The sequence below is a fragment of the Tunturibacter empetritectus genome, from assembly GCF_040358985.1.
GTDB lineage: Bacteria > Acidobacteriota > Terriglobia > Terriglobales > Acidobacteriaceae > Edaphobacter > Edaphobacter empetritectus.
In genome coordinates this window covers 3,154,488-3,175,988 of sequence record NZ_CP132932.1, presented here as the reverse complement: position 1 = coordinate 3,175,988, position 21,501 = coordinate 3,154,488, and the positions used below count along the sequence as shown (strand labels likewise).

Genomic DNA, 21,501 nt, shown 5'->3' with positions numbered 1-21,501 from the left:
GATGGAGGCGACCCTCACCTTCCTCGGCACCGGCACCTCCATGGGGGTGCCAACCCTCGGCTGCGACTGCGCCGTCTGCACCTCCGCTGTGTCTTCGCATGGCGACCCACGCAATCGCCGCACCCGCCCCTCCCTTCGTCTCGACTACAACCACCACACCATCCTCGTCGACACCGGCCCGGACTTCCACGCCCAAGCCATCCGCGAGAACATCCGCCGCGTCGATGCCGTCCTCTACACCCACGGCCACGCCGACCACGTCCTCGGCTTCGACGACCTGCGCCCCCTCAGCTTCCGCGGCAACGGAAACCTCCCCATCTACGCCGACGACGCCACCGCAAAGACCCTCGAGCGCATCTTCGAGTACACCTTTCGCAAAGAAGACCGCTATCCTACCAGCGCCCGAGTTGAGATTCATCGCATCGACCCAACGCCAGGCTCTGGAGTAGATCTCTTCGGCGCATGCATACGTCGAGTCCCCGTCACCCACGGCCGCGAGCAGATCACCGGCTATCGCTTCGGCAACGCCGCCTACCTTACCGACATGAGCGACATCCCCGCCGAGAGCATCCCGCTCCTCCAGAATCTTGACGTCCTCATCCTCGACGCCCTCCGCCGCGACCCCCATCCCAGCCACTCGCATCTCGACAAATCTGTCTCCCTCGTCGAACAACTCAAGCCGCGCCGAGCCTTCTTCACCCACATGAGCCACGACCTCGACCACGAAGCCACAGAGGCCGCCCTCCCATCCCACATCCGTCTGGCCTACGACGGCCTCAAGCTCACCTTCGAGATCGCCTGATGCAGATATTCCGCCAACTCGCCGACATCCCCGCCGACTTCGGCCCCACAATCGCCACTATTGGAAACTTCGACGGCGTCCATCGCGGCCACCAGTGGGTCATCGCCGAAGTCGTAGCCCAGGCTCGTGCAAAAAACCTCCGCTCCGTAGCCATCACCTTCGACCCGCACCCCGCACGCGTCCTCCGTCCCGAATCCAGTCAACCGCTCATCACGCCGCTTGCGCAAAAACTCGAGCTGCTCGCAGGCACGGGCATCGACGCAGTGCTGGTACTTCCCTTCACCAGCGAACTCTCCCGCATGACTGCCCGCACCTTCGCCACCGAGATTCTCCAGCGAGCCCTCCGTGTCACTCAACTCCACGAAGGCGAAAACTTCCGCTTCGGCTATCAGGCCGAGGCAGGCATCGAAAGCCTCGAAGCTCTCGGCCGCGAACTAGGCTTCACCGTGCGCGTCTACGCGCCGCGTCATCTGCGCGGAGAGACCATCTCCTCAAGCCGCATCCGCCAGATGATCGCCGAAGGCGACGTCACCCACGTTCGAGCCCTGCTCGGCCGCAGCTTCGCCGTCTGCGGCACACCAGCATCAGGCCGCGGCTACGGCACCCGCTACACCGTCCCCACCATCAACCTCGCGCCCTACGCCGAGCTGCTTCCCGCCAACGGCGTCTACATCACCTCACTCACCGTAGGCACAGAGTCATCAAGCGAGACCTTTGAAGGTGTGACCAACGTAGGCAACCGCCCAACCTTCGGCGCAGACTCCTTCACCGTCGAAACCCATCTACTCAACTTCCACCCAATCGAGCTGGACGAATCGACGCCGCTTGTTCTGACTTTTCTTCGTCGCCTCCGCGCCGAGATGCGCTGGCAAAATCCCGAAGCGCTGAAAGAGCAGATCGGCCGCGACGTCGCCAAGGCAAAACGCTACTTCAATATATGTCGGGTGGTGGATTCGAAACTCCACTCCGCTCATCCGCAGGCTTAGCCGACATAGCTGCCGGCTTCACACGCGCAGCAACCGCCTGCGGCACCGCAGGCTTCAACGGCAAATAAATCGCCTGCGGTGCCGCCCCGTTCGCCTTTGGTTTCTCCACCGGAACCGATGGCGTTGAGCTAGCCTGGGGAGCAGTGGGAAGAACATCCTTCGGCCTTACCCCGCTCGTCGCCCCTGAATCTTCTGCCTGCACCTTCTTCACCTGCGGACGAACCGGATTAGCCTCGCTCACGGCACTGCCGGGCACATCCAGCCTCTTCTTCGCAGCACCCGCAGCTGGAAACGCCTCATCCGGCCTAGTCGCGATCGCGGCCCTCATAAAATCCATCCACATCGGAAGCGCCGCGCGTGCCCCTGTCTCTTTTTCCCCAAGCGACTCGCGATCGTCAAATCCAATCCACGTCCCACAAGTGATTGATGGAGAAAATCCTACAAACCACGCATCCGTATAGTCGTTCGTCGTCCCGGTCTTGCCGCCCAGGGGATGCTTCAACTGCGAAGCCGAGGCCCCCGTCCCATAGCGAACCACCGCCTGCAGCAACTGCATCATCGTCCGCGCCGTATCCACCGAGACGACCTCCGACACCTGCGAAGGAGCCGGATCCAGCGGCAATCCATCTGCCTGAGTAATCCTCCGAATGTATCGCGGCTCAACACGGATGCCGTCGTTCGGAAAGACACTGTACGCGCTCACCTGCTCCGAGAGAGATATATCTGCCGAACCAATTGCCACCGGAAGAAACGCAGGAATATTGCTCGTAATCCCGAAGCGGTGCGCCGTCTCAATCACCTTACGGATTCCATAACGGTCCGCCAGCTTCAGCGCGGGAATATTCCTCGACTCGGCGAACGCGTTGGTCAGCGACATCGCGCCCTTATAGTCGCCCTCGTAGTTATGCGGCGTGTAAGGCCCATTCGGCGTAGGAAACGTCGTCGGTCCATCAACGATGATGTCCGTAGGCTTAGCTCCACCCTCAATCGCCGTCGTATAAACATAGGGCTTGAACGACGAACCAACCTGCCGCTGCGACTGCGTAGCGCGATTGAACTGCGACAAGGCAAAGTCCCTTCCGCCCACCATCGCCAGCACCTCGCCGGTCGAATTGTCCACCGCCATCAGCGAAGCCTGTGCGCCCGAATCCTGCTCCAGCGAAGCGTTCAGCGTTCCATCCCCTGCAAAGCTCATAACCTTGACGTACACGACATCCCCTGTGCGCAGGAAGCTGTCCCCATCCAGGTTCTGCGTCCATCTCCAGTCCTGCGGCGTAAGCACAACCAGCCGCGCACCAAGCTTTACCGTAACTTTCTTCGCAGAGACCGTCGTCACCACGCCGTGGACGTAGCTTCCAATATCAATCGGCTGCACCCAGTCCGGATGCCGATAGCTCTCCACATCCGCCCCGTCCAGCACCACGTTCGGCAGCCTTCCCTTCCACCCGCGCCGGCGCTCATACGTCGCCGTGCCATCCAGAATCGCCTTATTCGCCACCTGTTGCAGATCCAGATCAAGCGTCGTATAAACCTTCAGCCCTGCGCCATGCACCTCTTCCACGCCAAACTGCTTCTCCAGCTGCCTGCGCACCTCTTCCACAAAATACGGCGCGACACTATTCGCCGGCGCCTCCAAGTGCAGCCCCAGCGGTTCGGCCTCCGCCGCCTCCGCCTGCTTCTTCGTGATCTTCCCATCGGCCAGCATCTCGCTCAGTACAAGATTTCTGCGCTTCAAAGCGCGGTCAGGATACTTGATCGGCGAATAAGCCTCAGGCCCCTTCGGCAGCGCAGCCAGAAGCGCAGCTTCGGGCAACGTCAGATCACGCACCTTCTTGTTGAAGAAGTACTCCGACCCAGCCTCAAATCCATACGTCCCATGCCCCAGGTAGATCTGGTTCGCATACAACTCAAAGATCTGTTCCTTCGTAAATCGCCGCTCAATCTGCACCGACAGGAAGACCTCCTGCAGCTTGCGGCCATACGTCTTCTCCGACGAGAGAAACAAGTTGCGCGCCAGCTGCATCGTCAGCGTCGACGCCCCCTGCGCCTTACCGCTCGAATGCAGATCCCGGTACGCAGCCCCCACCGCCCGCACCAGGTTCACCCCCCAGTTGCTCTCAAAACTCTTGTCTTCAATCGAAATAATCGCCTGCTTCAGAACCGTCGGAAACTCCGAGTACGGCAGCACGACGCGACGCTCCAGCGCAAACGAGCCAAACGGCTTCCCATGCACATCCAGCAGCTCCGTCGTAGTGTTCGGACGATACCGTGCCAGGTCATCCATCTGTGGCAGATCGATCGAGTAGACCAGCATCAGCCCGCAAAGCGCCCCAAAGACCGCAGACAGCCCCAGCAACACATAAAACGTAACCCGTCTCGCGATGCGCCGACTCGGATAATCAGGCCCGTTCAGCGTCGCACGGCGAAGCGCACGTTGCCAATCGGGAATCTCGTCATCAGGCGTTGGCGGCCTTTTTTCGGGACTGTGTAGGCTCTGCACGAAGTCTCACCATAGCACGGCAGAGGAGGCGTTTCTCTCCCACAAAAGGGCCAATCACACCCGAAATAATCAGCCTAAGCAGACTTGCTCTTCAACAGGTCCAGCGCCTTCGTCAGTTGTTCGTCCACCGTCACCGCCGGCTTCTGCAGAGGCTGTTGCGCCTTCTCCGCCGGAATCGTTGTATCCTCTTCCGCCACAGCATCCTCTGCGGCTGAAGCCACCAGAACGCCCGGCGTTACACCATCATCTTGCAGCTTCTTCCCCGAAGGCGACTCGTACTTCGCAATCGACAGAATCAACGCCGCCCCATCCGGCAGCTCAAACGTCTTCTGCTGAGCGCCCTCGCCAAACGTCTTCTCCCCCACCAGGTCCGCCCGCTTGTTATCCAGCAGTGCCGCCGCCACCAGCTCCGCCGGCCCCGCCGTCCCACGATTCACCAGCACCACCACCGGCGCCGTCGTATTGATCGACTTCGAAGCCTCTGCCGTAAACGTCTGCTTCGCTACCTTCTGCCCTTCCAGAATCGCAATCGTGCCATCCTTCAGGAAGAAATTCGCCAGACGCGTCGCCTCCGGCATATCCCCCGCAGCAACGTCGCGCAGATCCAGCAAAATCTTCTTGTTTCCCACCTTCGGCATCGCCTTCAGCTTGGCCTCGATCTGCTGCACATGGTCACGATCCAGCACACCCGGCTTCAGATAAAGGATCGAGGAGTTCTCATACATCGTCTCCGCAACCGGCGCCGGCGGTGTCGAAACCCGCGTCATCACAATCTTGTCCGGAGCAGCCTTCCGAGGCCGCACCACCGAAACCGTCAGCTCACTCCCCGGCGCTCCCTCCAGCAACAGCTGAATCATCGCCAGCGAGATATCCCGCGTATCCTGCGGCCCGATCGCCTCAATAATGTCGCCGTCTGATAGGTTCGCCTTATCCGCCGGGCTGCCCGGCACCACCGAAACCACGGTCGCATACCCAAACCGCTTCGAAACGTTGATCCCCACCTGCGCCTTGCCGCCCTTATCCGCCTTGAACGCCTTGTAGTCCTCAGGCGTCAGATAGCTCGAGTCCGCATCCAGCGACTCCAACAGCCCGCGCAGCGCGCCGTTGGTCACCGCATTGATATTCGGCTCTTCCACGTAGTCCGTCTGAATATGCCGCAGCACCTCGCTGTACACGTTGATCTGGCGATACGCCCCATCCTGCGGCTCACTCGCAGCGCTCACGGGGTTCGAGTTCACCCCCAGAAACACAGTGACAACCAGAACAACCGACACGGCGAGCAACAGAATCTTCGAGATCTTAGGCATAGTTCGGAGCGACTCCAAGGGGTATTCGGGGTATTCCTGGCACAACAGAAGTTAGACGCACCCGCAGGCCAAATGACCCCGCAGGCAAAACAATATAGACAAAATGATACTCTCGATCCATACAGAGTGCGCCAGCAGTCGCTATAACACTTTGGTGGCGGTGGGCAGAATCGAACTGCCGACCTACGGGTTATGAGTCCGTCGCTCTAACCATCTGAGCTACACCGCCGATGTGTGTAAGGGGTATGCCGGCGCAAAACTCCTCTGTGGTCAGAGTGAACCATCGCCACGGCACAGCCATCTCCAATCATACTTGATTCCGGCTACAGCGAAAAGCCAGCCAGTGACAGCGCTCCGCACGTCGGCGAGATCCCTCAGCAAGTCGGCCAAGATCCAAAGCCGATCATCCTCGGCGTCATCCCCGCCCGTCTCGCCTCCACGCGTCTCTCGCGCAAAGTCCTTCGCACCATCGCCGGACGTCCCATGCTCGCCTGGGTCTATGAGGCAGCCAGCGCCTGCCCCCAGCTTGACCGCGTCCTCATCGCCACCGACTCCGACGAGGTCGCCGAGCTCTGCCACCGCAACCAATGGCCCGTCCAGCTCACCTCGCCCGACCTCCCCAGCGGCACCGACCGCGTCCACGCCGTCGCCCGCCATCATCACGCCGATATCTACGTCAACATCCAGGGCGACGAGCCCCTCCTCAAACCCCAGCACCTCACCGCACTCCTCCGCCCCTTCGCTCACCACCACGTCGAAGTCTCAACCCTCAAAGTCCTCTGCACGCCGGAAAACATCGCCAACCCCAACGCCGTAAAGGTAGTCACCGCCGCCGATGGCCGCGCCCTCTACTTCTCCCGAGCCACCATCCCCTACGATCTTGATGCACAAGCCCGCGAAGGAACTGGCCCCGAGTACTGGAAGCACATAGGCCTCTACGCCTACCGCAAGGCCACCCTCGAGCGCTTCCCCACCCTACCCGCCAGCCTCCTTGAGCAAGCCGAGCGCCTCGAACAACTCCGCTTCCTCGAAAACGGAATCCCCATCCACGTCGAACCCACCGACTTCGACACTATCGGAGTAGACACGGAAGAAGACCTCCAACGCGTAGAGTCCCTCCTCCTGCGCCAGTCATCAATTAGCTCTTAAAATTCGCACCCATAACACTGTCACGCTGATTCCAATGAAATCGTCATCCTGAGCGAAGTGACTCACGGCACTTTGTGAGTCACGCAGTCGAAGGATCCCCGTCTCTCGCCTTTGCCTTCGCTTTGCTTTTGCGCCGCCTGCTCTTAGCCGTCATCCTGAACGAAGAGAAGGATCCCGACACATTCCACCCACCCATACCGTTCGAACCTTCCAACCCAAAGACTCCACAAACCCCAAGTCAAACCCACCAACTGCTAAACTAATCCCCACCCAAGGGAGCAGGAGCATGTTGCTCGAACTCGCCAAACCCGTAGCTCTTCTCCTCTGCCTCCTCTCCCTCCTCATGGTCTTCCACACCGTCTTCTTCACCCTCGAAGACCCCCATCTCCTGCCCCAGCCCCATCAGGCCCTCAACGACCGCATCCTGGACTCGCTCCTCCTCCTCGCCCTCTCTGCCGGCATCTCCCTCGTTGGCGGCCTGGTCTTCCGCGAAGCCGAGCCCCTACCCCGCCCAGCCCTCTCCTCCACCCTTCCCCTCCAGATCTTCTACTGGGCCACCGGCATCATGCTCCTTCTCTACCCCCTCGCCTCCTTTCTCGAAACCCACTACATCTTCACCCCCGCCATCCACTGGTGAAGAAGAAGAGTGGCAAAAATCGCTGTCAACCCCCTGAAGCGCATAAAGCAAGCGTATTCAACGATATCGGCGTGGCGTATCAGTTACCCTCAATCCTCTATAATTGAAGCAAAGGAACAAAAAGCTCCACGAAACCCGTGGAGTTTTTGCGTTTAAGACGAATAATCAGCCATAACTCCTTTGTTTGCAGGAATCTGCGGGTAAGCCCTTTGTTATCTCATTTTTACGGACAATGCTTTCGTCTAAATTATTGAAAATAAGCAATTTACGCGCCGGTAATAGGGGGGGGGGACCCCTGCACCAGGAGAGAGGAGATAAGACGTTGCCAGAGACATCATGCAGACGGCAGATCCAGTTGTTACCAGACTCAGCCTACTGGGGTGAACCGCACTTCCAACCCATCCACGCCCACGCCCACCGAAACCCCCTCAAGCGACCGGACAACCCACTGCGCCCCCTCCAGTTCCTCTACGCTGTGTGTCCCGGCAACGCCCAGCACCCGGCACCCGGCGGCCAGCCCGGCATCAACGCCCGAAGGAGCATCCTCCACCACCAGGCAATCCTCAGGCCGCAGTCCAAGCAGCTCCGCACCGCGCCGGTAAGGCTCCGGGTCGGGCTTCCCCCGCTCCACCATATCTGCACTGATAATCCGCTCCGGCACCGGCAGCCCAGCCGCCTTCAGACGCCCCAGCAGCAGCCTCCGCGTTGCAGAGGTCACAATCGCCCACCGCTCCGCCGGCAGACTCTCCAGCAGCCCCCGCACCCCCGGCAGCACCACCAGGTCCGCCACATCATTCATCTCCAGATCCTCGATATACCGCAGCCCTTCCTCAGGATCGATCTCAGGAATCAGCGACTTCACAATCTCAATCGCACGCATCCCATGCGGCACCTCATAGATCTCCGCGTTCGGAATTCCATAGTGCTCCGCCCACTGCCGCCAGCAACGCACCACCGAACCGATCGAGCTCACCAGCACCCCATCCATATCGAACAGAATGCCCTTCACCTGCACCGAATGCTCTTCACTCAAGCCCCACGCCCCTGCAGCACAAACGTCTTCGCCGCCGCCAGCACCCGCTCCACCGACTCCATCGAGCAGCTCTCGCAGTACACCCGCAGCAAAGGCTCCGTCCCCGAAGCCCGAAGCAGCAGCCAGGTCTCCGCAGCGTTAGGCTTGACCGCGCAGTCAGGATTCTCCAGAAAGAACTTGATCCCATCCAGCGTCTCCACCCGAAGCACCTTCAAACCCGCGAAGTCCGCGCCAGCCGCATCCTGCAAAGCCTTGGCCCGGGCAATCGCAGACTGCTTCAGCTCCTCATCAATGTGCATATCGATGCGCCCATACTGGTGCTCGCCGAACTCCTCCTGCAACGCAGCGACGAGTTGGCCGAGCGTCTTCTTCTCATCCGCCATCACATTGGCCAGCAGCAGCGAGTTCAGCATCCCATCCCGCTCCGGCAGGTGCCGGCTGATGCCGATGCCACCCGACTCCTCACCACCGATCAGAATCTCCTGCTCGAGCATCAGGTCGCAGACATATTTGAACCCGATCCCATGCTCATGCAGCCGCCGCCCATACTTCGCCGAGATCCGGTCCAGCATCTTCGTCGTGTTGAACGCGCGCGTCACATCGCCCGGCCACCCCTTGCGCTCCAGCAGCCACTTCAAAATCACCGCGAAGATCTTGTGTGCATCGACCACGTTGCCATGCTCATCGACCGCACCGATCCGGTCCGCATCCCCATCCGTAATCAGCCCTGCATCGCACCTCTCCGCTACCACAGCAACCTGCGACTCCTTGATGTGCGGCAGAATCGGCTCAGGATTGATCCCCGGAAACGCCGGATTGATCTCGTTGCGAATCTCGACGAAAGGAACCCCAGCCTTCGCAAAGATGCCAGCAACCACACCACGCCCCGCACCATACATGCAGTCAATCAAAAACTTATACCCGGAGGCACGAATCGCATCAAGATCCACGAACCGCGCGATCGCAGCAACGTAGTCCGTGTTGAAGTCGATAGTCTCGATCGGAGCCGCCTTGGCAGCCTTTGCCAGCGGTTTGTCCAGATAGCTTTCAATCGCTGCCATGATCGAAGGCTTGCCCGAACCCCCATAACTCGCCTTATACTTCACCCCGTTCCACTCCGCAGGATTATGGCTAGAGGTGATCATCACGCCACCCGCAGCCTTGCGCTCGCGCACCGCATACGAGAGTGCCGGTGTCGGCGTAATCTCCGCGGCCATCGCCACCGGAATACCCGCCCCGGCGAGCACTTCAGCCACAACCTTGGCGAACGAGTGCGAGCCGAACCGCGTGTCATACGCGATGCACACCCCGGCCGCCGCATTCTCATGCGCTAAAACATAGTTCGCAATCGCAGACGCCGCGACCCGGACATTCGCATAAGTAAAGTCATCCGCAATGATTCCCCGCCAACCGTCGGTGCCAAACTTTACAACTGTCTCTGCCATATGTTGTTTGATTTTTCCTGAATGAATTGATGCAACGACAAGACAACGAGTTGACGATCTTTACTGACGATTCTTAGAGGGCGATTCTCAGATGAGGTCTTCTCGACCAGCACTCTTCAGCTGAGCAACAACCTGTCCCACTTCCTGCGATCGTTCGCGAGTCGTAATCAGCAGAGCGTCCTTCGTTTGAACTACCACAAGGTTTGTAACACCAACCAGCGCAATCACCTTACCAGGCGCGTGAATATAGTTTCCGGTGGAGTCAATCGAGATGCAAAGCGGATCTTCCCCCTCAAACACATTCGCCACCGAGACGCTCTCCGGCGGACAACCAGCCGCATGTTCATGCAGCGCCGACCAGCAACCAAGATCGTTCCACTCGAAGTCGCCAGGAAGACTGTAGATCTCAGCGCCCGCTTCGCCCTTGGCCGAGCGCGGCTCAAGCACCGCATAGTCGATGCTGATGTTCTCGCACTGCGGATAAACCTCCGCAAACACGCGCTCGAACTCCTCCTTCGAGACGCGATGAGCAGCCGCTATCTTCTCCAGCAGAGGAGCCATCTCAGGGCAGTGTTCGCGAATCGCATTGGCCAGAGTTCGCGCACTCCACAGGAAGATTCCGCCGTTCCAGGCGTAGTTGCCCGACGCAACGAACTGCTCCGCAACCTCAGCGTTCGGCTTCTCCGTAAACCGCTTGACGCGCCGAACCGCAACGCCGGAATGAGGAACCGATGAAGGATCTAGAGTCTCCCCCAACTCAATGTATCCATAACCAGTCTCTGCCCGCGTGGGAGGAACACCAAGAACTACAATCTTCTCTCCACTCGCAGCCAGCGCAATCCCGGCGCGAATCACCTCGGCAAACCTGGCCTTATTCTTCACCACATGATCCGACGGAAAGATGCCAATCACCGTCTCTGGAGCAGTCGACTCCAGCAGAAACGCAGCAAGAGCACACGCAGGCGCGGTATTTCTGGCCGCTGGTTCGCTCAGGATATGTTTGCGAGGTACTTCCGGCAGCTGCTCGGCGATCAGGTCGTCAAGAAGGCTGTTCGTAACCACCCAGACTTCGGAAGGATCAACCACGGAAGTCAACCGCTCCACCGTCTGCTGAATCATGGTGCGCTCTCCATCCAGAGCCAACACCTGCTTCGCCCGAGCCTTCCGGCTTCGAGGCCAAAACCGTGTTCCGCTGCCGCCTGCAAGAATCACCGGAGCGAACTTCTGCTCCGTCTTACCGCCTTCAATGGACATAAGCCTCCGTCTTAGTGAAAAGACCGCACCGTAAAGCAGCAGTGCGGTCCAGACGCAAGATCAACAGCTAACTCAGCGTTGCAAAGTAGTCCCGCATTCGTTTCACACCTTCATCCACGACGTCGTGCGAAACGGCATAAGACAACCGAATATGCTCCGAAGTCCCGAAGGCCTCACCCGGAACGACGACAACGTGCGCCTCGCTCAGCAGCTTCGAAGCCAAGTCCGATGCCGACTGGACACCGCCTCTACCGATGAACTTGCTGATATTCGGATATACATAGAAGGCTCCCTGCGGCACCGTGCATGTCAGCCCCGGAATGGTCTTGAACCCAGCCAGAGTCTGATCGCGCAGCTTGATGTAGTCAGCACGCATCTCCGTGACACACTCCTGCGAACCGGTGAGTGCCGCAATCGAGGCTCGCTGCACCATGCTGGCCGTGTTCGAGGTGCTCTGCGATTGCAGCTTACTCATCGCAGCAATGATCGGCTTCGGTCCCAGCGCAAAGCCAGCTCGCCAACCTGTCATCGCGTAGGTCTTCGAGAGCGAACCCAGTACAACGATATGTTCCTTGCAATCGGTGAAAGAGCCACCGCTGACGACCTCCCCCGTAAAGGTCAGGTAGACGTAGCACTCGTCGAGCAGCACATAAATGCCGTGCTTGTGGGCGAGACGGACGATAGCTTCAAGATCCTCCGGAGCGACCACAGCGCCAGAAGGATTCGACGGAGTATTGAGAATGATCGCCTTGGTCTTCGGGGTGATCGCCGCCTCAATCATCTTCGCCGTGATACGGAAGTTCTCCTCCTCTTTGCTCTCGACCAAAACGACCTTACCGCCTGCGTACTGGATGATGTCCTTGAAAGAGACCCAGTAAGGGACGGGAAGAATAACCTCATCGCCGTGGTCCACCAGAACCTGAATCGCATTGAACAACGCCAGCTTGCCACCAGTAGTGAAGACGCACTCGTCAGGCGTGTAGTTCGAGCCGAAGTCGCAGGCGTGTCGATCGACGATGGCCTTGCGCACCTCTGGAATACCAGCCACGTTGGTATAGCGGGTGAAGTTCTTTTCGATCGCGTCAATCGCCGCGTCCTTAATGTGGCGCGGAGTGGAAAAGTGAGGTTCGCCGGCGCCGAAGTCGGCGAGGTTCACGCCTTCAGACTTGAGCTTCAGCGCTGCGGCTGTGATCGCCATGGTTGCCGAAACTTCGATGCGGCCGATACGGTCTGCGAATATCTTCGTCGCTGTCGCTGTAGTCATATCTCTAGTTTGGCAGATTTAGCCAGCGAGATAAAGGAGCAAGTCTTCTCAAGCCCCCGAGAGGCGGTTCGGAACCTTGGCTTTGAGGCGCTCGACAACCAGAGGCGGTACGAGAGCTGTAACGTCGCCGCCGAGCTGGAAGACGCCTTTTATCAGTCTTGAACTGACGTAGGTGTACTTTTCCGCCGGCATCATGAAGAGCGTTTCGAGCTCAGGATCAAGCTTCCGGTTCATCATTGCCATCTGAAACTCGTACTCGTAGTCGCTGATCGCCCGAATGCCCCGAAGGACAGCCTTGGCACCCTGCTCCCGGGCAAAGTCGACCAGGAGACCATTGAAGGTGGTTACCGAGACGTTGCCAAAACTACGAGTCGCTTCGGTGATCATCTCTTCACGCTCCGGAACAGTGAAGAGTGGCGTACCCTTTTCCGAGTTGCGAAGAATCGCTACGACCAGCTCATCCACGATCTTCGACCCGCGGGCTATCAGATCGAGGTGTCCGTTCGTCAGTGGATCGAAGGTTCCGGGGTAGATTGCTTTTACCGTATGCATGCATCAGCAGCATACCTTGCTTCGCGGGTAAAAAATAAATCGCGGCAATCCTGTAGTCTTGCGGGGCCACCCGGGCGTCTCTTTCAACAGTAAACAATGCCGCAGCAGCCTGAATACGGGTCACAAATGCCATCACAAGCTCTCAGCTCCGATAGTCTTCCCATGACGCGACAGACGGTCATCGCTCACGCGCCGGCCACTCCTCTCGACGATATGGACTCGATTGTGGCCACCTATGAGCAGCGGATCTTCCGCTTCCATCTGGTCTCAATCCGGGATCGCGATGTGGCCCAGACATTGACTCAGGACACCTTCGTTCGAGCCTGGTCGGCGCGCAGCAGCTTTCGCGGCGACTGCTCGATCTTGACCTGGCTGATGCGGATTGCGCTGAATCTGGTTCGCGATCACACCCGCACCGATCGTTTTCGCTTCTGGAAGCGGGTCTCGGATACCGCCGTCGATGTATCCGACATCTCGTCGTACGTTCCGCATCGCGACAGCTCCCTCGAGTCGCGCCTGATCGCCAGTGAGCAGATGACGCTGGTGTGGCAGAGCGTTACCGAACTCTCGGAGCGCCAGCGAAGCGTCTTCCTGCTGCGATTCCTCGAGGAGCTTGAGCTCTCCGAGATCGCGAGCATCACAGGTTTACCGATCAGCACCGTCAAGACCCATCTTTACCGAGCCCTCGCGACCATCCGGGCTCGCCACAACGCCTCTCTCAAGGATTCCCTATGAACCTCCACCTGACTCACGAGCAACTCTGCGATGTTCTTCTCGCTGACTCGTCGCTTCCGTCTGCCGGCGTCGATCACGAGACCGATGTGGTCGATCAGCACCTTCAGGCTTGCCTGATCTGCGCGGCGGAGCTGAAGAGCCTGCGCGATTCGCTCTCTCACTTCCGCGATGCCTCGGTTGCTTACTCGCGGCAGGAGTTTGCACACAGCTACGCGCGGCGCTCATCCATTGCGCCTCCGCACAGCATGCTCTCGCAGCCACTATACTGGGCAGCAGCGGCGGTAGTCTTCGTCGCTGCCCTCTTCCCGATTACCTTGCACCAGCAGCAATCTGCCGCTCGTTCCGCAGCGAAGGCCGCGGCAGCGGCGTCTTCGCAGACTGCGGAGTCGGATGAGGCTTTGCTCTCGGATATCGACCGAAAGGTTTCGGCTGATGTGCCGTCTCCGATGGAGCCGCTGGCCGATCCGACCGACAGCACGACTTCACTAACTTCTACTTCAGATCAAAGGACGAACTGACATGGGACGAACTGACATGCGCCTGAAACCTGTACTTTCGATTGTTTTATTCGCGACGCTCTCTGGAAGTTTTTTGACGGCGCAGCCACCTTCGGGTTCGCCACCTCAGCCGGGCGTGGGGATGGATCGGGATCGCGGCGGATGGAACGGGGGCGGGGGGATGCGCGGGGGTTTCCGCATCGGGCCTCCAGGAATCTGGTGGCACAATCCCGACCTGATCCAGAAGCTGAACCTGACTCCGGACCAGCAGAAGAAGATGGACGACATCCTGCAGCAGAGCAAACTGCAACTGATCGACCTGAGGGCCGCGGTCGAGAAGCAGGAGGTTCTGATGGAGCCGATGCTGGCGGCTGATCCTCCGGATACGAACAAGATTCTGGCGCAGATCGACCACACGGCCCAGGCGCGAGCCGAGCTTGAAAAGGCGAACGCCAAGATGCTGCTGGGGATTCGCAATGTGCTGACGCCGGACCAGTGGACCAAACTGCAGGCCGAGATGCGGGACCATCGCCGCATGAGGATGCAGGGTGACCCGGGCGGACGGGGCTCCGAGGGTCAGGCACCCCCTCCGGGCGGTCCAGGCGGCGAGGGGATGGAGTAGGAGGCAGCTCTGTTGCCGATTTGACTCCTCCCCTGACAGGGGCACCCCCCCCCTATTACCCGCGCGCAAATCCTTTATTATCATATACTTAGACGCATCATTGGCCTGCAAAAACCTCATTCTAAATGAGTTACGTGCAGATTCGTGCAGGCGAAGGAGTTACGGGCGTTTGTGATGTTTCTTTCGCAAGAAAGCCCCGGTTTCGTCCGGGGCTTTCTCGATCTGATTCCAGTATAAGCTTTTTGATATAACTCATACGCCACGCCTATGTGGTTTGGTTGCATGGATTTAGCTTCGATAGGGGCTTGACAGCGAAAAATTGTTTTGTCCGGATCTAAAGAAAAGCAATGCGGGGTCTTTCCACTGCGCAACGAACGATGAAGCTGTTCGCTGCTTCGGTCGAGATGACGCCTTGTAGGTGGATGATGGGGGCTTGAGCCAGATGACGCGTTGTAGGCAGGAGAAGCGCCGGCAAACTCTTATGCCGGCGCTTCCTCTAGTGCTTCCCTGCTGTGACGATTTACTTTTTGGCGCGGACGGCTTCCTTGGCTTGAACGGGACCGTCTGTGGGGACTGGCGGGACGTCGGCTGAGGCTACACCGGAGATGCCTAGCTTCTTGCGGAGTTCGGCGTCGACGCGGGCGAAGACGTCCTTGTTTTCCTTCATGAAGGCGCGAACGTTTTCGCGGCCCTGGCCGATGCGTTCGCCCTGGTAGCTGTACCAGGCTCCGCTCTTGTCGACGATGTTGTGCAGGACGGCGAGGTCGAGCACATCACCTTCGCGGGAGATGCCTTCGCCGTAGAGGATGTCGAACTCGGCGTCGCGGAAGGGTGCGGCGACCTTGTTCTTGACGATCTTGACCTTGGTACGGGAGCCGACGACGGAATCCCCGTCCTTGACGGCGCCGATGCGGCGGATGTCGATGCGGACGGAGGAGTAGAACTTGAGCGCCTTGCCGCCGGTGGTGGTCTCGGGGTTGCCGAACATGACGCCGATCTTCTCTCGGATCTGATTGATGAAGATCAGGCAGGTGCGTGACTTCGAGACGGTGCCGGTGAGCTTTCTCAGCGCCTGACTCATCAAACGTGCCTGTAGCCCCATGTGGGAGTCGCCCATCTCGCCGTCGAGCTCAGCCTTAGGGACCAGCGCGGCGACGGAGTCGACCACGAGGACGTCGATGGCGTTCGAGCGGACGAGGGCTTCGACGATCTCGAGGGCCTGCTCCCCGTAGTCGGGCTGCGAGACGAGGAGGTTGTCGATGTCTACGCCCAGCTTGGCGGCGTAGGCTGGGTCGAGCGCGTGTTCGGCATCGACGAAGGCTGCGAGGCCGCCGGCTTTTTGCGCTTCGGCGATGATCTGGAGGGTGATGGTGGTCTTACCCGAGGACTCAGGGCCAAAGATCTCGATGACGCGGCCACGGGGGACGCCGCCTACGCCGAGCGCTGCGTCGAAGGAGATGGAACCGGTAGAGATGACCGAGATGGGCACGACGTCTTTCGAGCCGAGCCGCATGATGGAACCTTTGCCAAACTGCTTTTCCAGCCCGGAGAGGGCCAGTTCTATTGCCTTGCTGCGGTCATCTGCCACGTGATTTCTCTCCTGAGGGGTGGGTAAGAGGGAGGTTGATGTTTCAATTTGGGATTCTAGCATTCAAAGCGGGAAAAGCAAATAAAAGGCGAATACAACTTGCAGGTGATTCTAGAAGATCATGTCCTGCCGGATGGGCCCACTGCGCGGGCAGCGGTCACTTCGTGACTTGTATACCCCTTCGGTTGGCGCTCCCGTTGGTCGCGAGAAAAGATCTTGTGCCGACCATCGGAAGGCCTGGGCGAAGCCGGTATACAAGTCACGAAGTGACCGCCCCACGCGCAGTGGGCCCGTCCGGCAGGACCTCTTTACTGAGTGCTAATGGTGGTCGTCATGGTCATGATGACCATGATCGTAGTGGTCGCCATGGTCTTCATGGTCCCAGTGGCCTTCGTGCATGCGCCAGCCTTCTTGGTAGTGGTCGTAGTGCGGATGGGACCAGTAGGCGCCGGGATAAGGTGGACGATCCCAGCGGCCGGGAACCCAGGCATAACGGCCGTCGTTGACTCCCCAATAACCATCGACCCAGGCATATCCATCGCCGGGCATCGGTGGCCGTACTTCATAACGCAGCGGGGGCGGTGTTCTGCCGATGTAGATGCCAACCTGCCCGAACGTTGGCGTAGTTAAGGTAACTGACGTTATTGCAGCAATTAGCCATTTTGTCTTCAAATAAATTCTCCGTACCCGAACCTTAGCTGCGACGGCAAGATTGTGTCAATGACCCGTATGGCTGTTCGACAGGATGGGATTCAGTTTCACTAAAACAGAAGTGAGTGAGACGTGGGCGCCGTGTTCAGGGGTGCTGGCTCTCCGCTTTGTAGAGCAGTTTGCCTGGGACGAACTCGGTGGCGATGCCGAAGAGAGCGCCAAGGAGGCCGCCCGCACGAGCGAGTCCGCCGGTGAACTTTGCGTTGTTGGTGGCGCCGGGATTGTTGATGCGCGAGTCGACAAGGGCACCGATTCCGGCACCGACGCCTGCGCCCAGTGCGGCCCCTGCGATGATCGATCCGGTTGCGTTGCGGGCTCGGATCTGATGGATGTCCGTTCTGAGGAAGGAGAGCGAGCGATCCACTCCGGCTTGTCGCTTGTGGCAGACGATTGCTTCTTCACTGACCGAATCGAAGGCACAGAGAGTTCTTTGCCTGGCGAGCGTGATTCGGATCGAGGCACCGGGCTTGAGGGTCTCGAGATCGTGCCAGTCTTTGGCAGGCTGCTGGGCAAGGCCCACCGCGGAGGCAGAGAGGAGGAAGGCGAGGCAGAGCACAAGGTTTAAAACGCTGGCGCGGATTCAGCCACCCCCTCAGTCGCGCCCCAAACTATAGCTCTGCGCGTGGAGGCTGGCAAGCACTGCGTTTCTACACGGTATTCGCTCTCTGCATGGACCCAGCTTCCAGCAGCTGTTCGTTGCTCAGCTTTTCGTTGCTTTTGGTGATCTGGTTCGAGTACGCTCGGCTGCGCGCCGCCTGGCTCAGGTCACCTGGCGCTGAACGTTGGTTGCTTAAACCCTCGGAGCGTCAGTTGACCCAAACTTTCCGTAGCAGCCTCCCCGGTTTTCTGCTTAGAGGTTCCCTGCTTAGTTCCCTGCTTAGAGCGATGGGATTTTTTCTTCTGGCAACCGCCACGCACGCTTGCCTCGCCGGCGCTGCTGGACCGAAGGCAGAGGGCCCGGTTGGGATTGGGGTGCCGTTTGACTCTCTTCCAAATGCTCCGGTACCAAGCGCAGCTTTGATGGCGGGTGTGACCGGCTCTAGTTCTGGCGATGACGCCACCGATGGCCTGATGGTTGCTTCTTCCGCAAGCACACTGAGGTTCAGAGGGTCGGGGGGCGGGGCGGGCAGCGGAACGATCAAAGCTCCTGCCTCGGAGCGGGAGATGGCCAGGGAGGAGCTGACCGAGGGCTGCGAGAGCGGCAGGATCAAGGGGAAGCCGTGCAGAGTGCAGTGGCTGCCGATGCTGTGGCAGTCGTTCGAGTTTCTTACGGCGCAGCACTCGGGAAACATTCTGCTGGACTCGGAGACGCGGAACGATCTGACGTCGAATCCTTACTGGTCGACGTATGTGTTTTGCGTCGAACACTACCGCTGGTACCAGTGGTCGGACGATACGACGTTCATCGTGCATGACATCGGGCATCCGATGATGGGAGCGATTACCAGCAGCATCTTTGAGCAGAACGATCCGAAGGCGCGGGGGCTGGTGTTTGAGAACAATGGCAACTACTGGCGCAGCCGGCTGAAGGCGATGGCGTGGTCGGCGGTGTACAGCGCGCAGTGGAAGGTGGGGCCGGTGAGCGAGGCTTCGATCGGCAACAGCGGGCGGAACACGTATTATGTCGCGCATCTGGGGCGCACGACCAACGAGACTGGATTTCAGGACTTCGTGATCACTCCGGTGTACGGCTTCGGCTGGAATGTCGGCGAGGATGCGATCGACCGCTACCTTATGCCGAAGATTCGCGCGCGGTCGAAGAACCGCTTGTACCTGACGGCGTTTGCGTGGATGACGCCGTGCAAGTCGACCGCGAACTTGCTGCGGTGGAAGCCGACCTACTACCGGGACATCGCTATTTCCCCGTCGGGCAGCAACTAGCTCAGGCCGCGAGGTAGTCTTATCGCCGCAACAGATCCACGGGCTCGTTGACGTCTTCGATGCGGAAGTACTGGGCCAGCGAAGGGTGCTTTTTGGCGACCGCTTTGTACATCTCCCAGGCGACGCGGCGATAGCTGAAGTGGCCGGCGATGCCGCTGCGGAGTTCGGAGATGTAGAGGGCCTCGGCGAAGTCCATCTTGAAGAGCGAGCGGCAGCGGGTGGCCAGCGGGAGTATGTACTGGGCGGATTGCGCGGCCTCGGGGACGCTGCTGTCGCGCAGGCTGCGGTAGGTCGCGTAGGTGGCGGCGAGGGTCTCGCTGTAAAGGGTTTCGAGGCCGGCTTCGGCGAGAGTGGGCTGTCCTGGGCAGATGGGCTCGTCGTAGCCGTGGAGGTCGGTGTAGGGCTGCAGGAGCTGGACGCAGCGACGATGGCGATGCATGTCGCGGAAGCCGCCGATGTCCATGAGGATGTCGAAGCGGAGGCTGTGGCCGGAGGAGAAGCTGCGGAGAAGCTCGTCGTGGCGGCCGCGATGTTTTGTGCCGAGGGAGACGATCTCGCCGCGCTGGTTGGCGCTGAGGGCGGCGACCTGGTGGCGAAGCTGGCGGTAGGGGTAGTGGCTGTGCGGGTAGAGGAGCGAAGTGGCGAGTTCGACCTCGAGGGGCTCGTCGCCGTCGAGTAGATCGACGACAGGCGCGGGAGCGATGGGCTGGCTGCCCATGAGGAGCTTCGCGGCGTGGGCGAGTTCGCTGCGGGTCTCGCGCTGGTAGTCATTGGGGGTGGCGTATTTGACCAGCGTGGGCGCAGCTTTGACGGGGCGCAGGAAAGCCTCGTGAGCGCGACGGCCGCAGTCGGCGTCGAGGGAGTCAATCTCTTCGCAGAGGACCTCGCCGGCGGCGTGCTGGACGTTCCATGCGGGCTCGGAGGCTGCGTTGCGAAGCTTTTCGCCTAGCTGGCGGATCTCGGCGAAGTCGCTGGTGAGCAGGCGGGAGACCTGAGTTTCGAGGGTGCGGGCGTTGACGATCTGGCCGAGCGAGGTGTTGGTCGCAAGGGGGAGAAGATAACGGGCGACGTCGAAGGCGCGGGCCTTGAGGGTGCGCTCGTAGGCGTCGGGCTTCATCGATTCAGGCTGCGGGATGGCGGCCTTGAGCGCGGTGAGCATGCCGGAGCTGACCTTGTCGTAGGTGGCGAAGAGGCGCTCGACGGCGGTGGTGAAGGTTGAGGTTTCGTCGCCGAGGGCAGGGGTGAACCAGCCGGAGAGGCGGAAGTTCTGGTAGCGGGTGGAGCGCTCCTGGCCGTCCCAGCGCTGCTCGTCGACGAGCTCGATCGCAGCAAGCAGAGAGAGACGCTCGATGGCGAAGGGGATGTGGGCGAGATCGGCGATGGAACGATGGCCGTAGGCGAAGTAGAAGGTATTGAGGAACTGCTCGGCGCGCTGGGAGCTGATCTCGGCGAGGGACTCCTTCATGGTGAGGGCGGAGCGGGAGTACTTGGCCATGGCGTAGGCGAGGACCTCGGGGTCGGCGCCGTGGATGGCGTAGACGTCGGTCTCGCTCGCGGGGGGCTGCGCGGCGGGGGCATTCGCGGGCGAGGAGGTCGCATGGCTGTCGATTTTGTTCTCTGAGTTGTGGGTCGCTGGCATGGTGAGACTCAGGATACTTGATCCCGTGAAGCTGGGCTTCCGACGGGTGTTTCGGGGACGACTATGCTGGGGGAATGGATGTTTTGAAGGCGCTGGATCACCGTCCCTACGAACTGCCTGCGGGGAGATGGCGCATGGCGCAGCGCTGGAGCGACCTGCTGTTCGCGCACTGGCCGATTGCGGTTGAGGCGATGGCGCGACTGCTGCCAGCAGGGCTGGAGGTCGACAGCTTCGACGGATGGGCATGGGTGGGTGTAGTGCCTTTCTGGATGGATCAGGTACGGACACGGGCGGTGGGCGAGAGATGCGTCGCTGTTCCGAGTGCTGGGAAGTTTTGCGAGTTGAATCTGCGGACCTATGCGCGTTCGCGGGTCACTGGCCTGCGTGGCGTATATTTTTTCTCGCTCGATGCCGCGAGTGCGCTGGCTGTGCTGGGGGCGCGGACACTCTTTCATCTGCCGTATTTTCTGGCCAATATGCAGCGAGAGGTTTCGGCGAATGGAACGATCGAGTACAGAAGCAAGAGGCTGATGTCGAAGCACAGCGTACGGTTTGAAGCAAGCTATCGCGGACTGGGTAAGGTCGCAGGGCCGAGTGTAGACGGCACATTGGAGCATTTTTTGACGGAGCGCTACTGCCTGTTTACTCCGCATGGGGGGAAGGTGCTGGTGGGGCACATCCACCATCTTCCGTGGCCGCTGGAGCGGGCTGAGGCGGAGATTCGTGTGAACGAACTGCCTGCGGCACATGGCATCGCGCTGCCCGATCGTGCGCCGGTGCTGCACTTCGCACGGGAGCTGCATGTTTATATCTGGTCGCTGCGGGAAGACCGCTCGGAGAACGCCCAGGCCGATTCGTATAATGAGTGAGTTTGTTTCGGTGATTTGTTTCAAGGAGAG

At 59.9% G+C, this 21,501-nt stretch carries 20 protein-coding genes and 1 tRNA gene; 9 read left to right on the top strand and 12 right to left on the bottom strand.

All coding sequences use genetic code 11. The features are described from left to right. The first annotated feature begins 1 nt into the window (after position 1). Positions 2 to 802, top strand: coding sequence for an MBL fold metallo-hydrolase (locus RBB75_RS13185; RefSeq protein ID WP_179637219.1), 801 nt, complete (start codon positions 2 to 4; stop codon positions 800 to 802). Next, entirely contained in the window at positions 802 to 1,788 is a 987-nt protein-coding gene (locus RBB75_RS13180) for a bifunctional riboflavin kinase/FAD synthetase (protein WP_179637218.1), read from the top strand. The genes RBB75_RS13185 and RBB75_RS13180 overlap by 1 nt, the downstream gene beginning before the upstream one ends. On the opposite strand, the gene RBB75_RS13175 is transcribed toward RBB75_RS13180, so the two are convergent. The 3 genes from RBB75_RS13175 to RBB75_RS13165 all read right to left on the bottom strand — a co-directional run bounded on the left by RBB75_RS13175 (position 1,733) and on the right by RBB75_RS13165 (position 5,824). Continuing rightward, on the bottom strand, positions 1,733 to 4,288 hold the full coding sequence (locus RBB75_RS13175) for a penicillin-binding protein 1A (RefSeq protein ID WP_179637217.1): 2,556 nt from the start codon (positions 4,286 to 4,288) through the stop codon (positions 1,733 to 1,735). The two genes, RBB75_RS13180 and RBB75_RS13175, sit on opposite strands and share 56 nt — an antisense overlap. 74 nt (positions 4,289 to 4,362) lie before the next feature. Continuing rightward, positions 4,363 to 5,595 carry a S41 family peptidase gene (locus tag RBB75_RS13170; protein WP_353068336.1) on the bottom strand — a complete coding sequence of 411 codons (1,233 nt, stop codon included), beginning with the start codon at positions 5,593 to 5,595 and terminating at the stop codon, positions 4,363 to 4,365. A 152-nt stretch (positions 5,596 to 5,747) separates the two neighbouring features. Further along, positions 5,748 to 5,824 (bottom strand) — tRNA-Met (locus RBB75_RS13165). A gap of 140 nt (positions 5,825 to 5,964) precedes the next feature. Here RBB75_RS13165 and kdsB point away from each other — a divergent pair. Both kdsB and RBB75_RS13155 read left to right on the top strand, forming a co-directional pair. Beyond that, positions 5,965 to 6,744 carry a 3-deoxy-manno-octulosonate cytidylyltransferase gene (gene kdsB / locus RBB75_RS13160; protein WP_353070392.1) on the top strand — a complete coding sequence of 260 codons (780 nt, stop codon included), beginning with the start codon at positions 5,965 to 5,967 and terminating at the stop codon, positions 6,742 to 6,744. A 286-nt stretch (positions 6,745 to 7,030) separates the two neighbouring features. After that, positions 7,031 to 7,381, top strand: a complete 351-nt coding sequence (locus RBB75_RS13155; protein ID WP_353068335.1) for a hypothetical protein — start codon at positions 7,031 to 7,033, stop codon at positions 7,379 to 7,381. Positions 7,382 to 7,748: 367 nt separating this feature from the next. Here the strand turns inward: RBB75_RS13155 and RBB75_RS13150 are convergent, their stop codons facing one another. From RBB75_RS13150 to coaD, 5 genes are all read right to left on the bottom strand, one after another. Further along, on the bottom strand, positions 7,749 to 8,414 hold the full coding sequence (locus RBB75_RS13150) for an HAD family hydrolase (RefSeq protein WP_353068334.1): 666 nt from the start codon (positions 8,412 to 8,414) through the stop codon (positions 7,749 to 7,751). Next, positions 8,411 to 9,859 (bottom strand): phosphoglucomutase/phosphomannomutase family protein, encoded by a 1,449-nt coding sequence (locus tag RBB75_RS13145; RefSeq protein WP_353068333.1) that lies wholly within the window; start codon positions 9,857 to 9,859, stop codon positions 8,411 to 8,413. Before RBB75_RS13145 ends, RBB75_RS13150 begins: the two co-directional genes overlap by 4 nt. Before the next feature lie 87 nt (positions 9,860 to 9,946). Further along, positions 9,947 to 11,113 carry a mannose-1-phosphate guanylyltransferase gene (locus RBB75_RS13140; RefSeq protein ID WP_353068332.1) on the bottom strand — a complete coding sequence of 389 codons (1,167 nt, stop codon included), beginning with the start codon at positions 11,111 to 11,113 and terminating at the stop codon, positions 9,947 to 9,949. Positions 11,114 to 11,180: 67 nt separating this feature from the next. Further along, positions 11,181 to 12,377, bottom strand: coding sequence for a pyridoxal phosphate-dependent aminotransferase (locus RBB75_RS13135; protein ID WP_353068331.1), 1,197 nt, complete (start codon positions 12,375 to 12,377; stop codon positions 11,181 to 11,183). A gap of 48 nt (positions 12,378 to 12,425) precedes the next feature. After that, positions 12,426 to 12,929: a pantetheine-phosphate adenylyltransferase gene (gene coaD / locus RBB75_RS13130; RefSeq protein ID WP_353068330.1), complete on the bottom strand. Its 504-nt coding sequence runs from the start codon at positions 12,927 to 12,929 to the stop codon at positions 12,426 to 12,428. Positions 12,930 to 13,055: 126 nt separating this feature from the next. Between coaD and RBB75_RS13125 the strand changes: the two genes are divergently transcribed. Genes RBB75_RS13125 through RBB75_RS13115 form a run of 3 tightly spaced genes read left to right on the top strand, consistent with a single transcriptional unit; the run spans position 13,056 to position 14,783 of the window. Then, positions 13,056 to 13,664 carry an RNA polymerase sigma factor gene (locus RBB75_RS13125; RefSeq protein WP_353068329.1) on the top strand — a complete coding sequence of 203 codons (609 nt, stop codon included), beginning with the start codon at positions 13,056 to 13,058 and terminating at the stop codon, positions 13,662 to 13,664. Beyond that, complete coding sequence (locus RBB75_RS13120; RefSeq protein ID WP_353068328.1) at positions 13,661 to 14,182, top strand: hypothetical protein; 522 nt, start codon at positions 13,661 to 13,663, stop codon at positions 14,180 to 14,182. Before RBB75_RS13125 ends, RBB75_RS13120 begins: the two co-directional genes overlap by 4 nt. Before the next feature lies 1 nt (position 14,183). Continuing rightward, positions 14,184 to 14,783, top strand: coding sequence for a Spy/CpxP family protein refolding chaperone (locus RBB75_RS13115; RefSeq protein WP_353068327.1), 600 nt, complete (start codon positions 14,184 to 14,186; stop codon positions 14,781 to 14,783). 520 nt (positions 14,784 to 15,303) lie between these two features. On the opposite strand, the gene recA is transcribed toward RBB75_RS13115, so the two are convergent. From recA to RBB75_RS13100, 3 genes are all read right to left on the bottom strand, one after another. Further along, entirely contained in the window at positions 15,304 to 16,371 is a 1,068-nt protein-coding gene (gene recA, locus RBB75_RS13110) for a recombinase RecA (protein WP_353068326.1), read from the bottom strand. 318 nt (positions 16,372 to 16,689) lie between these two features. Further along, a complete protein-coding gene (locus RBB75_RS13105; protein WP_353068325.1) occupies positions 16,690 to 17,043 on the bottom strand; it encodes a hypothetical protein in 354 nt (117 codons plus the stop codon). A 124-nt stretch (positions 17,044 to 17,167) separates the two neighbouring features. Continuing rightward, the gene (locus tag RBB75_RS13100; protein ID WP_353068324.1) at positions 17,168 to 17,638 is read right to left on the bottom strand and encodes a hypothetical protein; all 471 of its coding nucleotides are present in this window, start codon (positions 17,636 to 17,638) and stop codon (positions 17,168 to 17,170) included. 329 nt (positions 17,639 to 17,967) lie between these two features. Here RBB75_RS13100 and RBB75_RS13095 point away from each other — a divergent pair, with 329 nt between their 5' ends. Further along, on the top strand, positions 17,968 to 18,963 hold the full coding sequence (locus tag RBB75_RS13095) for a hypothetical protein (protein ID WP_353068323.1): 996 nt from the start codon (positions 17,968 to 17,970) through the stop codon (positions 18,961 to 18,963). Positions 18,964 to 18,982: 19 nt separating this feature from the next. On the opposite strand, the gene RBB75_RS13090 is transcribed toward RBB75_RS13095, so the two are convergent. Beyond that, entirely contained in the window at positions 18,983 to 20,602 is a 1,620-nt protein-coding gene (locus RBB75_RS13090) for an FAD-dependent thymidylate synthase (RefSeq protein ID WP_353068322.1), read from the bottom strand. Between the two features lie 74 nt (positions 20,603 to 20,676). Between RBB75_RS13090 and RBB75_RS13085 the strand changes: the two genes are divergently transcribed. Continuing rightward, positions 20,677 to 21,471: a YqjF family protein gene (locus RBB75_RS13085; protein ID WP_353068321.1), complete on the top strand. Its 795-nt coding sequence runs from the start codon at positions 20,677 to 20,679 to the stop codon at positions 21,469 to 21,471. Positions 21,472 to 21,501: the final 30 nt, after the last annotated feature.

Excerpts from the sequence above, each read along its gene's own strand:
- RBB75_RS13185 (WP_179637219.1), top strand. The coding sequence starts at position 2 with ATGGAGGCGACCCTCACCTTCCTCGGCACCGGCACCTCCATGGGGGTG.
- RBB75_RS13180 (WP_179637218.1), top strand. The coding sequence starts at position 802 with ATGCAGATATTCCGCCAACTCGCCGACATCCCCGCCGACTTCGGCCCC.
- RBB75_RS13170 (WP_353068336.1), bottom strand. The coding sequence starts at position 5,595 with ATGCCTAAGATCTCGAAGATTCTGTTGCTCGCCGTGTCGGTTGTTCTG.
- RBB75_RS13155 (WP_353068335.1), top strand. The coding sequence starts at position 7,031 with ATGTTGCTCGAACTCGCCAAACCCGTAGCTCTTCTCCTCTGCCTCCTC.
- RBB75_RS13145 (WP_353068333.1), bottom strand. The coding sequence starts at position 9,859 with ATGGCAGAGACAGTTGTAAAGTTTGGCACCGACGGTTGGCGGGGAATC.
- RBB75_RS13140 (WP_353068332.1), bottom strand. The coding sequence starts at position 11,113 with ATGTCCATTGAAGGCGGTAAGACGGAGCAGAAGTTCGCTCCGGTGATT.
- RBB75_RS13135 (WP_353068331.1), bottom strand. The coding sequence starts at position 12,377 with ATGACTACAGCGACAGCGACGAAGATATTCGCAGACCGTATCGGCCGC.
- coaD (WP_353068330.1), bottom strand. The coding sequence starts at position 12,929 with ATGCATACGGTAAAAGCAATCTACCCCGGAACCTTCGATCCACTGACG.
- RBB75_RS13125 (WP_353068329.1), top strand. The coding sequence starts at position 13,056 with ATGCCATCACAAGCTCTCAGCTCCGATAGTCTTCCCATGACGCGACAG.
- RBB75_RS13120 (WP_353068328.1), top strand. The coding sequence starts at position 13,661 with ATGAACCTCCACCTGACTCACGAGCAACTCTGCGATGTTCTTCTCGCT.
- RBB75_RS13115 (WP_353068327.1), top strand. The coding sequence starts at position 14,184 with ATGGGACGAACTGACATGCGCCTGAAACCTGTACTTTCGATTGTTTTA.
- RBB75_RS13095 (WP_353068323.1), top strand. The coding sequence starts at position 17,968 with ATGGGATTTTTTCTTCTGGCAACCGCCACGCACGCTTGCCTCGCCGGC.
- RBB75_RS13090 (WP_353068322.1), bottom strand. The coding sequence starts at position 20,602 with ATGCCAGCGACCCACAACTCAGAGAACAAAATCGACAGCCATGCGACC.
- RBB75_RS13085 (WP_353068321.1), top strand. The coding sequence starts at position 20,677 with ATGGATGTTTTGAAGGCGCTGGATCACCGTCCCTACGAACTGCCTGCG.